The organism is Shewanella surugensis, from assembly GCF_023284005.1.
Taxonomy (GTDB): domain Bacteria; phylum Pseudomonadota; class Gammaproteobacteria; order Enterobacterales; family Shewanellaceae; genus Shewanella; species Shewanella surugensis.
In genome coordinates, this window is the sequence record NZ_JAKIKS010000056.1 from 20898 (window position 1) to 35107 (window position 14210).

The following is a 14210-nucleotide window of genomic DNA, read 5'->3' on the forward strand; positions in this document are numbered from 1 at the left end:
CAGTTACAATGAAGCCCAATTATTATGTTGGAGTCTATTTTGGATAAGATTTTTGTTGATGAAGCGGTAGCAGAATTACGTACAGTGGGAGATATGTTACGTTGGGCGGTGAGCCGTTTTAATGATGCAAATATTTATTATGGTCATGGAACCGACAATGCGTGGGACGAAGCCATTGCCTTGGTCTTTCATGCATTACATTTACCTGAAAAGATAGGTCAACAGGTTATCCATAGTAACCTTACCAGCAGTGAAAAGCATAAAATCGTCGAATTGATTATTCGTCGTGTTCAAGAGCGTCTTCCTGTGCCTTATTTGACGAATCAAGCGAGCTTTGCGGGTTTATCATTTTATGTTGACGAGCGAGTATTAGTGCCTCGCTCTCCTATTGCTGAAATGATTGCCCAACGTTTTAGCCCTTGGTTATATAAGCCGACTCATCGCATTCTAGATTTATGTACGGGTAGCGCCTGTATTGCGATAGCCTGTGCTTATGAATTTGAAGACGCCGAAGTGGATGCACTTGACATTAGCTCAGATGCATTAGATGTCGCTCAAATTAATATTGAATCTCTTGGGGTGATGGATAGGGTTTATGCCATGGAGTCGGATTTATTTTCGGCGATCCCAAAAGGCCCACAATATGATCTTATTGTTTCTAACCCTCCTTATGTGGATGCTGAAGATATTGATGATATGCCAGAAGAATATCATCATGAACCTGAATTGGGTTTAGCGTCAGGTCATGATGGGTTGGATCTTACTAAGCGTATTTTAGCCAATGCTGCCGATTATTTAACGCCAACAGGTCTACTGGTTGTCGAAGTGGGGAATTCAATGGTGCATATGGTTGAACAATTTCCTGACGTTCCCTTCACTTGGGTGGGTTTTGAAAATGGGGGCGACGGGGTCTTTGTATTGACCTATGATCAACTTATTGAGCATAGTGCTGTATTTAGCGATTATAAAGACAGCGAATAAGTTTGCTGTTTGATGTGTTAACTTTTTATGTTTAACTCTGATCCTTAATGGCGTGCCGTACTGTTAAGGATCGCTTACATATTATTGTTTGAGGTGTAAAAGCGGATGTCGGGAAACAGTATAGGTCAAAATTTTGTTGTGACGACTTTTGGTGAAAGTCATGGTGTTGCCTTGGGTTGTATTATTGATGGTTGTCCACCGGGCGTGGCATTAAGTGAAGCTGATTTGCAACATGATCTCGATCGTCGTCGCCCAGGGACTTCACGCTATACAACGGCAAGACGTGAACCTGATGCTGTTCGTATTTTATCGGGTGTGTTCGAAGGTAAAACCACAGGTACATCCATTGGTCTTTTGATTGAAAATACTGATCAGCGCAGTAAAGACTATTCTAATATTAAAGATATTTTTCGTCCGGGGCACGCTGATTATACTTATCAGCAAAAATATGGTTTACGGGATTACCGTGGTGGTGGTCGTGCTTCTGCACGTGAAACGGCGATGCGAGTGGCAGCCGGTGCTGTTGCTAAAAAGTACTTAAAGCAAATCCATGGTATCGAAATCAATGGTTTTATGTCGCAATTAGGGCCGATTACAGCCGAGACCATTGATGTCGAACAAATTGAGCAAAATCCTTTTTTCTTTCCTGATGCCAGTAAGCTTGAAGCGCTCGATGAATATATGCGTGATTTGAAAAAAAGTGGCGATTCCATTGGCGCTAAACTTACCGTTGTTGCCACTGGCGTCCCTGTGGGATTAGGCGAGCCGGTGTTTGATCGTTTAGATGCCGAAATTGCCCATGCATTAATGGGCATTAATGCGGTGAAAGGGGTTGAGATTGGTGATGGCTTTGCTGTAGTCGAGCAAAAAGGCTCAGAGCACCGTGACTTAATGTCTCCAAAAGGGTTTGAGTCTAATCATGCGGGTGGCATTTTAGGCGGTATTTCATCAGGTCAGCCTATCGTTGCGCACTTGGCGTTAAAGCCAACTTCGAGTATTAGCGTACCGGGTCAGAGCATGACAGCCCAAGGTGAAATCGCTGAAGTGGTGACCAAAGGGCGTCACGATCCTTGTGTGGGGATAAGAGCGGTGCCGATTGCTGAAGCGATGATAGCCATTGTGTTGATGGATCATCTGTTAAGACACAGAGCGCAAAATATGGATGTGCATAGCGACACGCCTGTTATTGGCATGCGCTAGCGTTGAGTATGAATTGAGAGTGAGAGGCTCATTAAGCTTTGGTTTTTATTCGGGCTTGTAAGTGAACGATTAGTGAGGCTTTAATGGATGAAAAATCGGTTTCGTTTAGGGGTGATTATTAACCCGCTTGCAGGCTTAGGTGGCAGTGTCGCCTTAAAAGGCAGTGATGGCGTGGCGCTCGAAGCTTTATCTAAAGGTGCTTTGCCCCAAGCAATGAGTCGAATGGCACAAGCGCTTTCAAAGGTTGAGCCTGATAAAGACAGAATTGATATCGTGACGGCATCGGGTGATATGGGAGAAAATATTGCTCGGAAAATGGGGTTTACGACAGATGTCGTGTATCAGGCGCCCATCAGAACGCAGGCACAAGATACTAAAGCGGCTGTAACGGAGCTTCTTAAGCACAATCTCGATTTATTGTTATTTGCGGGGGGGGATGGGACTGCACGGGATATTTATACCGTTGTTGATGACGCGTTACCCGTATTGGGTGTGCCTGCTGGAGTGAAAATTCATTCAGGAGTGTATGGCGTCAGCCCTTATGCATCAGGTCATGTAGTGAAACTGTTACTCGATGGGGAACTTGTTAGTTTGATGAGTGCGGATGTCATGGATATTGATGAAGCTCTTTTTAGGCAAGGACATGTTCAATCGAAGTGGTTTGGCGAGATGCAAGTGCCCGCTGAGCCTCACTATGTGCAAGCGGTTAAGCAAGGAGGCATAGAATCTGAAGCATGGGTGCTTGCTGATATCGCAGCAGAAGCCATGGAATTGATGGACGATGAATTGTGCATTATGGGCTCAGGCAGTACGATTGCTTTTATTATGGCAGAGATGGGAGTGGAAAATACTTTATTAGGTGTCGATTTAATAAAGGCGCACTCTCTTATTCAGGCCGATCTAACAGCCACGGAACTGCTTGAGCAAACAGTGCATCAATCTGTAAAATTAATGATCACCTTGATTGGCGGGCAAGGGCATATTTTAGGGCGGGGTAATCAGCAGTTATCGCCAGCACTTATTCGTCAAATAGGGAAAGAAAACATTATTATCTTAGCGACTAAAGCCAAATTAAAGGCTTTAGAAGGACGCCCCTTAATGGTAGATTCAGGCGATCCTGTGTTAGACAAAACGCTTGCTGGGTATTATAAAGTTATTACGGGGTACCATGACTATGTGATGTATCCCGTGGCTGAGATAAATTAACATGCTATGGGTATTAATGTGTTAATACCCTAGTGAACCTATGCGCATAGTCATATGTGTATTGATAAAAGATAATTGGATTTTAAAGTCATTCGGTGGAGATCCCATGTTAGAGAAGTACGAACAAACATTGCAAAATTGGATTGAAGGCATTGTCGAGTCAGGTGATGATGATGCTTTATTTGCCAGTGGTTATTTACAAGGACATTTTGCGGTGGTGTTGTCACAACTTGAAGCTGAAGAAAATCAAGGTTTGAATCATTTATCACTGAAAATGCAGACTTGTTTAGACTTAGCCAAAGAAGAGCTTATTGAGCAAGATTATGTACTTGTTGAAGCAGCATGGGGACAGTTACGCCATCAAATCGCTGCTTAGTTATTGAATGCCAAACATTTATGGATTAAATGAAGAAAAATTTAATGAAATCAAGTTATATCGGTATTGGGCTATCGAACCCAAAAAGCCCGACCAATGTGGGTGGGATCATGCGAGCGGCGGGCTGTTATGAGGCTGATGCGGTCTTTTTTACAGGCAAGCGTTATCTTTTAGCCGCAAGTAACGGTAATGCCCAGTATAATACGGATACTCAAGGTGCGGGTTTAGCTATCCCACTCAGTCAAATCGATGATTTACGCAATGCTGTTGCAGATGATGTGAGTATTGTTTGTGTGGACTTAGTGGAAGGAGCTTGCTCTTTACCTGAGTTTCAACATCCAGATAAAGCGTTATATATTTTTGGACCTGAAGATGGCACCGTCAGTCAGGCCTTAATTGATAGCAGTGATGCTGTGGTGTATATGCCGACCAAAGGGTGCATGAATTTAGCGGCTTCAGTCAATGTATTATTGTATGATCGCACCGCTAAAATGGCTCATTTTGATAAAGGTGATGCATTAATCAGACAAAGCCGAGATACTAATAATCGCGTTAGAGTTAAAATACCTAGCTAAAAGGTTGATTAGTACCTCTTTGATATTTAAAGGGAAGCGTATTGCTTCCCTTTTTAGTGTCCGTTTTAAAATCACTTTATTATGATGTCATTTATTTTCTAGCTTATTTCTAAGGAGGTTAAATAACCTCGAGTCTCTTCAATAAGCTTATTCGGGTATTGGCGGTAGTCTAAATAGGGGACCAGCAAACAAGATTGGCAAGTATTAAGACGAGGCTCGGTTTGAGTCGCTGAAAAATGTGCTAAATTGAGTGATAACTGGGTTGCTGAGCTTTGGCCTGAAACGATATGTATTTGTGACTGAGAGGATAGCTGTGTTGCATTGATATGAATTTGTTCGCTTTCTTTAAGCAGAAAATCATCTCGATAGCTTTTCCAATCTTCTGTTGGGCACATTATTTTAGCCATTATAGTCAAAATCTTTCGCCAGTGGTTACCGTTTAGTGCGATGAGTGACGCGATAGCATCGGCTTGATTATGAGACCAATTATCTGGAAATGTTGGTGGGTTGGGCAGATAAAAACAGCATTTAGCATCGTTAGGCCCTAAGGTCGATATTGTTTTATTCATTATCAGCTAATGGTTCATTTTACTTGGGAGCATATTAATGCAATGGTTGTGCTAAAGGCTATCATTATACCCAAGCTCATTGAAGATGCCGGATTCAGCTGATTTGGGTGTAGATCACTTTATTTCTGCCACTGTCTTTGGCTTTGTAAAGGTTAATGTCAGCTTGTTTTATCCAATCTTCAAGGGATGCACTGAAACGGGGTGAGGCCATAATGGCACCGATACTGGTGGTGACAGTAAAGTGAGCTTGTGTCAGTGGATTACTGAGTCGAGTTTGAGCCAGTTTCTCCCTAAAATGATTGAGATGAGCTTCAATTTTTAGGGGTTCAGAGAAGGAAAGGATGAGCAGAAACTCTTCGCCACCGAAACGTGAAATGACATCGGTATCACGTTTAAAAGTGCTAACAAGCAGTGCTGATATCGCTTTTAGGGCTTCATCTCCGCCAAGGTGGCCTTGGATATCGTTGACTTGTTTAAAGTGATCTAAATCGAGTAATGCCACCACCATTGTTTCATTGTTTCGTTGATTTATTTCATGCAGAGTGTTGAATTTTAATTCAGCACTACGTCTATTGCACAAGCCGGTTAAGGGATCGATTTCTGAAAGTGATTTGAGTTTCACATTGGCTTTTTCTAATTCTTGGGTTCTAAGCGTTACACTGTTTTCTAGCTCTGATTGGTAATTGATGAGGGTTTGTTTACTTTTTTGGATCCGCTGATGTAAATCATAAATTTCTTGTGGGGCTTCGTTTTCAACTTGTTCAATATCTAAGGTAGTGGTGTGTTTTTGCCCGAAATCTTTCGCAATCAACTCAAGGGGCTGTGTTAATCTAAGGCTTACCACTCGGGTAATGTATAGGGTCACTAATAAGGCAATAATCAAAATAGCAAATGTGGCTAAATAGAGTTCTTCGATTAACTTAATCAATGGCATTAAGGGGTTAAGGGCGTAGAGGGTCCAGCCATTTTTTAATTTAAAAGCTGCATAAATAAATTCAGGCATAGGGTTTTTAGTATCGATGATATTCATCATAGGCAAACCGGTTTCATATTCTTCACCAACAAGGGTCATTTTCAGTGATGTTAGCGGCTTGAGCATTAGCATTTTAGAGGCGTATATCACCTTTTGATGTCCATCAACAAGCAGCATGGCTTGTTGATGGTTTTGGGTGTTGGCGTGGTCGATTTGGGCAAATTGATTTAAATTTAATGAGCCTTCTATAATTGCAATCGGATTATGTTTTTGCTTTGGTGAGTAAATGGGCGCACTGATGGCGACAATGGGATCATTGCCAAAGCCTCTGCCGAGAAAAACAGACGAAATAAAGCGCTGTTGATAGAAAAAAGCCTGTTGAAAATAGTCTCTATCGGCAATATTGGGTTTTAGCGATAGATCTAAATCAGCTTTTGGGCTAGCGGCAATGACATTGCCTTTTTTATCTGCTAATAACATGGTGATGAAGCTAGGGTAACTTTGATGCAGACTGGTTAATTGATATTGCCAGTCCTCCTGTCCTTGGTTATCGATACTCAACCAATGGGCTGCATTATTAATCGCTTTTAAATGCTCACTTAAAAAAACGGAAGTAAATGTTCCTAAGTGAACCACCGAATCGTTTAGGTTATCGTATATAGTGGCTTTTTGACGCTTAATAAATTGATTGTTAAACAGTAACGTTGAAGAAAGTAAGGATAGAGTGACCACAAGGGTAAATGTGTAAGTTAATTGCGCATTAAACGTTCGTCTTTGACTGTCGATAATTTTGGTCTTAAAATGCCAAAAATAGGGCACGATAAGCACAATCAAGGCACCTAAACTAGTGTATATAAGGGCATTGATAGATTGTTTCAGAGCAATAAAAGGTAAACTTGCTGAGGGGATGTGAGTAAAAAATGTGGCATATAGATAAAACAGTGGCATGCCCAGTAATAACCAATAGGCGATACTGGCATAAAGAGCATAAACGTTTTTACGTTTAGCGAATCCAAGCCAAAGTGCTTCTAAGCCAAAAATAAGATACACGTGGGGGCTGGCCCACAGCAGCATCAGACCTGAAACACAAATGATGGCGGTTAATAGAGCGTACCAAGGTCCGAGTAAAATCGCCGCAATGACAACGACAATATTGCCTAGGATGAGGGGGATATTGGCGATCAATAACACGGGATATAAGTTAATCATAAAGCCAATCAATCCAAGAATAATGGCCAGTTTGCAATGTTTGATGTTTATCGATGAAAGTGTAATAAGCTCAGCTCCTCGACGCCATTATAACCATCGATATAATCGTGAGTGTATGACTCCCTTCATTATTTAAAACAATCGATTAATCTATTCAATTAGGAAGACAATAAACTCACGGATGATATTGAACGCTATGCAGACTTAAGTATAGTCAGTGACTCTGCCTCTGGACGCGTTTTTGCCTTGTTTGAATACGTTAAGTTATGTTAGGCAAAAACGGTGATTGTGGTGAGAAAGCTTCGTTCAAATCGGAGGTAATGGCATTCAAAGCGTTGGCCTTGCTGAAATGTGGATGACCAATCTTTGCTTAACTCAAGGGTTAATACTTGTTGCTCAAGGTTGAGAGCGGTGATTGTGACGGCATCAAAATTAAAAAATTGTTTTATCTTCGGATACAGGGCTTTATAAATACTCTCTTTGGCTGAAAATACGAGAGTCATGACCTGATTAAAAGGGCAATTTAATGAGCGTAAGAAGGTTTCTTCTTGTTCATTGATGATACTTTTGTAAATATCTTCGCAAGTCTTCACATTGATATCATATTCAAGATCGATACCTAAGGCGACAATGTTGGCTGCGGTCGTGATTGCGCAGGCTGCGGTTTCATTTGAATGAGTGATGGTGCCTATGATATTTTTTGGCCAAATAGGACAACGATCAGAGCCATTAATGATCTCCTTATAAGGCAGTGACAAGTCAGTGAAACATGTTTTTGCTAAAAATCGACCCGCAAGAAATTCAGCCTGTCGTTTCGGTACCGCTTTTTCGAGCTTAGAGGGCAAAGCAATCTGATGTTGAGAAAACAATGAAGGCTGAAAAGCATTAATATCAAATTGGCAAGACAGTAAAATAACATCCGTCATATGTGGAAAGTGTTGCTGTAAACTTGTGGGCCTCGAAAGCATATAATAATTCTGTATAACGGTGAGTAAAGTTAAATTGTCGCATTTTTTTATCTGGCTATAAAGTAAAAAGGCAATAAGGAAACATCCTCATTGCCGTTGGCTATTGTTAAATCTATGGCTAATGCTTGGCCTTAAGGCTGTTTTTCACCACAATGTTCACAAAATTTAGCGCTTGCTTCTATGCCTTTATTGCATTTATGACAACTACTTGCCTGTAGCGTCATGGTATTACCGCATTGCTGGCAAAATTTTGCTTGAGGTGAATTACCTGTGCCACAACTGGGGCAGAAGACCCCTTGCGTTTGAGGCTGTTGTACTGGCTGCTGTGGCGCTTGTTGTGGGTTTTGGTAACCATAATCTTGATTATTACCGTGATGTCCGCCACCTAATAGGCCTTTTAAAAAACCGCCACCTCTTCTACCGTGATGTCCCATAATCTGACTCCTGTTATTGATGACGCAGTAGACGCAGTGCATTGGCGACTACAACGAGGGTTGAACCTTCATGTATGGTGACAGCAAGACCTAGCCCTGCAAATCCTGTCATGGTTGCGACAAGGAGAAATGCCACCACCGAGAGTGAAATCGCTAAATTTTGTCTGATAATTTTTTGTGCCGAGCGACTTAGCCCAATGGCAAAAGGTAAGCGAGTTAAATCATCTGCCATGAGAGCGACATCTGAGGCTTCTAAGGCGACATCGGTGCCTGCACCGCCCATAGCGATCCCGACAGTGGCTCTTGCCATTGCAGGGGCATCATTGATACCGTCTCCTACCATGGCGATATAGCCTAACTCTTTCTCTAATCGGGTTATTTCGGTGAGTTTGTCTTCAGGGAGTAAGTTTGCTCTGACTTCTGAGATCCCCACTTTTTTAGCCACAGCATTGGCAACGGCGCTATTGTCTCCAGTTAACATGATGGTCTTTTCAAGCCCTGTGGCTAATAAGCCTTTAATGGCATTGGCAGATTCGCTTCTTACAGTATCGGCTAGCCCAATGATGCCGAGCCATTCATCACCGTGTTTGACGATCATAGTGGTATAACCTAATGATTCTAATTCACTCACACTGCCTTCAATTTCAGCAGGGATAGTCTCAAAAAGACGTAAGCTGCCTACTAATAAGGTTTTTCCATCCAGTTGGCCTGATAAGCCTTTACCGGTGACAGATTGCATATCCTCAACAGCTAATAAAGTTAGTTGACGTTGCTCAGCAAGATCGACAATGGCTTTTGCTAAGGGATGGGTACTTAAACGTTCAAGTGAGGCGGCAATAGTGAGTAGGCTCTCTTCATCACCATTGAGCGTACGAATACTTTGAACTTCGGGCTTTCCTTGGGTCAGAGTCCCTGTTTTATCGAAGGCGATGGCTTTAATACGACCGAGGTTTTCTAAATGCATGCCGCCTTTAATTAACACGCCTTTTTGTGCGGCTCTGGCGACACCTGAAAGGATGGCGGCGGGGGTAGCAATGGCCAAAGCACAAGGTGATGCGGCGACTAAAATAGACATGGCTCGGTAAAAGGCCTCCCCCCAAGGCATGTTAAATACTAAAGGGGGAATAAAAATAAAACCGACGACTAAGACCAGAACGCTAGGGACAAAATACTTAACGAATCGATTGGTGAATTGTTGTGTGGGAGATTTCTGCGTATCGGCCTCGAGTACCATGCGGACCATACGGTTCAAGGTGGTATTTTCGGTGAGTTTAGTCACGCTCACCTGAATGTTACCGTCACCATTGATGGTACCCGCAAACACGCTGTCTTCGGCTTGCTTATCAACGGGGATAGATTCCCCCGTAATGGGAGCTTGATCGACCGTGGTAGTGCCGCTAATAATAATGCCATCAACGGGAATATGTTGTCCGGGCTTGATGATAACAAGATCATCAAGTTGTAACGTTTCAACAGGCACTTCTTGTTCGACACCATCACGATTGATTAAGGCTGTTTTAGGGGCAAGATCGGCTAAGGCTTTTACGGCTTGGCGGGCTCGGTCCATGGCCTTATGCTCTAAAGAATGCCCTAAGCTGAATAAAAACAGTAATAGAGCACCTTCAGCCCATAAGCCCATTGTTGCAGCGCCTATGGCGGCAAAAAGCATTAAGACATCAATATCAAAACGTTTTTGCATGATGGTTTGTAGGCTGTCTCTAAAGGTTAACCAACCGGCAAAAACAAAGGCGGTAATGGCTAAGCTTGTCCCTAAACCGGGGTTATATTTGTCGATAATCCAGCTTAACAGTAATAAGACTCCTGAAAATAAACTAATGGCGAGTTCGCGATTTTCTTGCCACCACGTTTTGGTTTCATTTTGGTCGGACAACTTGTAGCCTAATTTTGATATTTTTTGTGCTATTTTTTTATAGCTAATGACATTACTGTCAAATTCTAATCTGAGTTGTGAGCCACTGTAGCTGACTTTAGCGGCAATGACGCCTTCTAGGCGGGTTAAGGCATGTTCAATGATAATGGCACAATCGGTACAATCCATACCTTTAACGTGTAAGCTCATGTGCTGAAACTGTTGACTTAATTTTGCGCCAGAAAGTGCAATTAAGGCTTGAGTTTGTTTGAGTGTTAATACTTCGGGGTTATAGTGAACGCAGATCCCCGTTTTATCTTCAGTGCGGGTGATATGGGCCTTCTCAACGCCAGAATGAGATTGAAGTAAGCTTTCTAGTTTTGCAATACAGGCATCTTGATCACCAATAATATCAGGCAATATGATATCGAGAGGGGTGAAGTCGCTCTTTTGTTCCATTTCTAGCTCCAATATAGCTGCTATTTTTCATTATTTACCTGATTATCGAAATTCATCATTATTTTTTAATAATCAAAAGCGTATTTAATTTGATGATGTCAATGCTAAATGCTTGCTGGATTGTTTTTCTTCCTAGCAAACCTGAATTAAATTTAATCTTTATATTAGAGTAAATATAGCAGTTTTCTTTTTATTGAGAACGGAGCAGGGCTTTTGAGGTGAATTTAATACTTAAGTCGCAACATAATGATCGGAAAGTTTCACATTTCATGGGTGCAAATGTAAAACAGGAGAAGATTGTTAACGATAATTAATGTATTGAGCGGTTAAAGTAGCCGCTGGATATGGGATAAAAGCGACCTCAACAATGAGCTGGGCCGCTAGTCATTGAACATGAAGGTTAGATAGTGTTTATTGGCATTCTCCGTAAAAAGTGGGCCCGATGATATAAGGGAAAGCGGGTGTCAATTCGTCTTCCTCATCTCGTGTAACGGTAATATGATAGTGATAACCTAATTGATCGTGGTCGTGTCCATTGTGGACATCAAGGTATTGTTCGCCTTGGTTTGCGAGTGTTTCATCCCAATACATATCTTGGTAGTAGGCGCCAGCATTGAGATAGATAGTACCTCCTCTAAAGTCAGGTTGCAGTGTATAAGGGTAACCTAAGTCGTAACCTGTGGTGGTTGCCGATGTGGTGCCTTGGCTGGGATCAAACTCGTTCACCATAAGACAACTTCGCTCCCCATCACTACAACCGACGATGGGATCGGTATAATCACGAATGCGCCATGAACTAGCAGCGAGAACTCCTTCATTATGCCAAGGTCCGTAAATGGCGTATCCATCTTTTGCAAAGCCATAAACGGGTGAATGACCAGTTCCCAAATCATTGACTGTATTGGCTAAACATTCAGAGTTAAAGTGATGATGATAATCCCCATTTGCAGCGTGACCGCTACAAATATCCATGTCGTATTGCTCGAATACAGGGGCATTACGCTGCCAAATATTATTATCGACGCGGGCATCAGACCAATTGTAGACAGAGGTGCCATTGATCATATAACCAATAGCTCCATTGCCTGTTTCACAGAGACTTGAATGCACATTGGGGATAACGGGAAAGTCCATGGATTTATTACTATCAAACGGGCAATCCGGTCCAGGAGGCCAATAACCTTCTCCACCAGTGGTGAAACATGCATTTCCTATGGGGCTAACAGCCCAACCGACATTTTGCCCAAATTCAACCACATCCCCTAGTGTTGCAGTAAGTCCCTGACCATCACTGAAATCGCCTGAGGGATGTTTGGCTGCTGCATCAAGAATATTTTGGTTAATGAGCACTTGATAATCAGGAATACCTGATGCTGATATGGTCACACTGTCACCATTATTAATGACAGATTCGACATGGACGAGTGCATCGGGAATGTAGGTAGAATATTGCTGCTCAGTATTCATCATCCAGTCATGGAGAATATCGGCTCCAGTATCATCGTTATCATCTACTGGTGTGCCGTTAAACTGCCAAGAAAACTGACTCAGATCGGGAGTGTTACTGGTTAAGACGACTCTAAATGAATCGGTTGCTTGCAGACCACTGGCTAAATCACCCAAAGAAACGTTGCCATCACCCGTGCGTATCCAATCATCGGGGACGCCGACTAAGCTGCCAGTGACTGAGGTGATATTTTTATCTGAAGAAACCGTCAGGTTATAAGTTAATACCCAATGTCCATTATTTCTCTCCATTGAACGGGTGAGTGCATAAGTGTCTATGCTGATGTCAGCGGTGACATCATCAGCAAAGACATTGTGGCTGGTGATCCCGATGAATAAGGTAATAAAAAATAAGTGATTAAGATAATATTTTATTTTAGAAATAAAATGAGTGATCGTGTTCATTGTATTTGTCATGATAATCGTTCCCAAGTAATCCTTTGTTATTGGATGGATGAAAATCAACCCTTAAATTAGATTTAACAAAAAATAAACATTTATTATGATCGTTTATTTTAATGTTTAAAGTGAATAACGACAGTAAATAATATTTATAAAGTTATTATATGAATATTGTTTTCCCCCTCTCTCTCCCCCCTTTTTTATATTTACTTGTTAATTCTGTCTTAAATAATATCCGTGTTACTTTTTTATTAAATACTAATAATATTTTAGTTTGTTTTTCAAATCTATTTTCAGAGTAAAATAGGAATTTAACTTAATTTACATATCATTTTGTGCTTAAAGTGTGAATAAAGTCGGTCTAAAGGTGTTACTTGTACTTATTATTTATTTTTAGCAGGATTAATCTTGCATTGTAATTAAGTGTAAATTTTTACCCAAAACGTGACTTATTTTGTATTTATATTGTTTACTGTCGTGTTTATACTCGTTAGGTATGCAGTTTGTAGATATTACACCTAGATTGTTAGCGCTCCCTAGATCTCAGTAATAAGTGACATGGAAGTGATATTATTTTGCTCTATGATTATTGCTGATGTTAAGGTTTTGTAATATTTCGTAGCTGAAAGGTAAGGGTATCAAATAATGGATCTTGATATGAAAAAAATAAAGAAAATTGTGTATTCCCTAGCCATAGTGCCATTGCTGTTTCAATGGCCTGTTGTGGCTAAAACGGCAGAAAGGCAAGATAAAACGATGGCATTAGATAATATGAAGGGCAATATTAATTTGGCAGTTGATAATGCAGGATCGGGTTTGGGAGATGATCATTTACATGTAAAAAAAGCCGTTCCTGCAGGTGTTGTCGTACCTAAATTGGATTTACAGTTATTTGTGGATCATAAGTCGGGGTATAATTTACACATTATTTATGATTATGATGGTTTTGAATTGGAGCCGCCTGAGTTTTTAGATAAACCTAAAGGAATAATTGAAGGGCATGCTCACCTTTTTATCAATGGTAAAAAAATACAACGTGTTTATGGTGCTTACCTTCATTTAGACGCAAAGTTATTTAAGCTGGGAATAAATTCTATTAGTGTGACTTTAAATAGTCATCAACATGATACTTGGTCTGTCGATGGGAAACCGATTGTCGCCACTTATTTTATCAATACTCAAGTAACTCCTGTTATTCAGTATTACTTCAGTGCATTTCCAATGTAGATAAAAATGTTAACTTTACCTGTTGTTAAGTCATTCTATTTTAAGATGATTTAAATATTGTAATCAATAAAGGATAAACCTTTTTTCTTTTAGGCTTATCCTTAGTTATCCAATATGAAACTTTGTAATTAACAAACGGTAAATCCCCGGCTCTGCCGGGGTGACTCGCATAGGTTTCACCTATACCGCGGTATAGGTAGGCTCAAGTCTCGACCAAAAGACAGGAGAGCAACCTATGCGAGACCCTAAGAGTTT

General features: G+C 41.1%; 12 protein-coding genes. 6 read left to right on the forward strand and 6 right to left on the reverse strand.

Features of this window, described 5'->3' with window-relative positions:
• Positions 1-39: 39 nt before the first annotated feature.
• The 5 genes from prmB to L2764_RS14610 all read left to right on the forward strand — a co-directional run bounded on the left by prmB (position 40) and on the right by L2764_RS14610 (position 4338).
• A complete protein-coding gene (prmB, locus tag L2764_RS14590) occupies positions 40-981 on the forward strand; it encodes a 50S ribosomal protein L3 N(5)-glutamine methyltransferase (RefSeq protein ID WP_248940984.1) in 942 nt (313 codons plus the stop codon).
• 105 nt (positions 982-1086) lie between these two features.
• The gene (aroC, locus tag L2764_RS14595; protein WP_248940985.1) at positions 1087-2181 is read left to right on the forward strand and encodes a chorismate synthase; all 1095 of its coding nucleotides are present in this window, start codon (positions 1087-1089) and stop codon (positions 2179-2181) included.
• Between the two features lie 87 nt (positions 2182-2268).
• On the forward strand, positions 2269-3387 hold the full coding sequence (locus L2764_RS14600; RefSeq protein WP_248940986.1) for an ATP-NAD kinase family protein: 1119 nt from the start codon (positions 2269-2271) through the stop codon (positions 3385-3387).
• Between the two features lie 106 nt (positions 3388-3493).
• Entirely contained in the window at positions 3494-3763 is a 270-nt protein-coding gene (locus L2764_RS14605) for a YfcL family protein (RefSeq protein ID WP_248940987.1), read from the forward strand.
• 29 nt (positions 3764-3792) lie between these two features.
• A complete protein-coding gene (locus L2764_RS14610) occupies positions 3793-4338 on the forward strand; it encodes an RNA methyltransferase (protein WP_248940988.1) in 546 nt (181 codons plus the stop codon).
• A gap of 98 nt (positions 4339-4436) precedes the next feature.
• Here L2764_RS14610 and L2764_RS14615 read toward each other — a convergent pair whose 3' ends face one another.
• The 6 genes from L2764_RS14615 to L2764_RS14640 all read right to left on the reverse strand — a co-directional run bounded on the left by L2764_RS14615 (position 4437) and on the right by L2764_RS14640 (position 12743).
• A complete protein-coding gene (locus tag L2764_RS14615; protein WP_248940989.1) occupies positions 4437-4907 on the reverse strand; it encodes a DUF6942 family protein in 471 nt (156 codons plus the stop codon).
• A gap of 94 nt (positions 4908-5001) precedes the next feature.
• Positions 5002-7089 carry a diguanylate cyclase gene (locus tag L2764_RS14620; protein WP_248940990.1) on the reverse strand — a complete coding sequence of 696 codons (2088 nt, stop codon included), beginning with the start codon at positions 7087-7089 and terminating at the stop codon, positions 5002-5004.
• A 269-nt stretch (positions 7090-7358) separates the two neighbouring features.
• Entirely contained in the window at positions 7359-8057 is a 699-nt protein-coding gene (locus L2764_RS14625) for a 4'-phosphopantetheinyl transferase family protein (RefSeq protein WP_248940991.1), read from the reverse strand.
• A gap of 131 nt (positions 8058-8188) precedes the next feature.
• Positions 8189-8491: a double zinc ribbon domain-containing protein gene (locus tag L2764_RS14630; RefSeq protein ID WP_248940992.1), complete on the reverse strand. Its 303-nt coding sequence runs from the start codon at positions 8489-8491 to the stop codon at positions 8189-8191.
• A 13-nt stretch (positions 8492-8504) separates the two neighbouring features.
• Entirely contained in the window at positions 8505-10820 is a 2316-nt protein-coding gene (locus tag L2764_RS14635) for a heavy metal translocating P-type ATPase (RefSeq protein WP_248940993.1), read from the reverse strand.
• Between the two features lie 411 nt (positions 10821-11231).
• The gene (locus L2764_RS14640; RefSeq protein WP_248940994.1) at positions 11232-12743 is read right to left on the reverse strand and encodes a YHYH protein; all 1512 of its coding nucleotides are present in this window, start codon (positions 12741-12743) and stop codon (positions 11232-11234) included.
• A 642-nt stretch (positions 12744-13385) separates the two neighbouring features.
• Here L2764_RS14640 and L2764_RS14645 point away from each other — a divergent pair.
• Positions 13386-13955, forward strand: coding sequence for a hypothetical protein (locus L2764_RS14645; RefSeq protein WP_248940995.1), 570 nt, complete (start codon positions 13386-13388; stop codon positions 13953-13955).
• Positions 13956-14210 lie beyond the last annotated feature (255 nt).